The organism is Chitinolyticbacter albus, assembly GCF_024437655.1.
Classification (GTDB): Bacteria; Pseudomonadota; Gammaproteobacteria; order Burkholderiales; family Chitinibacteraceae; genus Chitinolyticbacter; species Chitinolyticbacter albus.
The window spans coordinates 1-549 of record NZ_JANBVF010000080.1; the positions used below are offsets into that span (position 1 = coordinate 1).

Sequence of the window (549 nt, forward strand, 5' to 3'; positions counted from 1 at the left end):
CAGGGTATGGAATTGGCGGGCCAGGCTGGCGATGGTGGCGGCATCGAACAACTCGGTGCTGTATTCGAAGCGGCCGCTCAGCCGGCCTGCCCGCATGGTCAGCTCCAGCGACAGATCGAACTTCGCGGTGGTACTGGCCTGCGGCAGCACCTCGGCCGTCACCCCGGCCAGGCGTAGCGCGCTGCCCTGATCGGCGTCGTAGAAGGCGAACATCACCTGGAACAACGGCGACTGGTTCAGGCTGCGGTCCGGGCGCAGCACCTCCACCAGCTTGTCGAACGGCAGATCCTGGTGGGCGTCGGCAGCCAGGAGGGTTGCACGTACCTGCTGCAACAGCGCCTCGAACGGCTGCGCTGGATCGATGCGGGTGCGCAGTACCAGGGTGTTGACGAAGAAGCCGATCAGCCCTTCCAGCTCGGGCTGATTGCGCCCGGCCACGGGATAGCCGATGCACAGATCGCGCTGTCGGCTCTGCCGATGCAGCAGCAGCTGAAAGGCCGCTGCCAGGGTCATGAACAGGGTGGCCTGCTGGTGCTGGCCGAGCTGGCG

Annotated in this window: 1 protein-coding gene; it reads right to left on the minus strand. The window is 66.5% G+C overall.

What is annotated here, in order from left to right; all coding sequences use genetic code 11:
* The coding region (locus NLI84_RS18860; protein ID WP_255992374.1) for a condensation domain-containing protein at positions 1 to 549 on the minus strand (549 nt) is incomplete at both ends.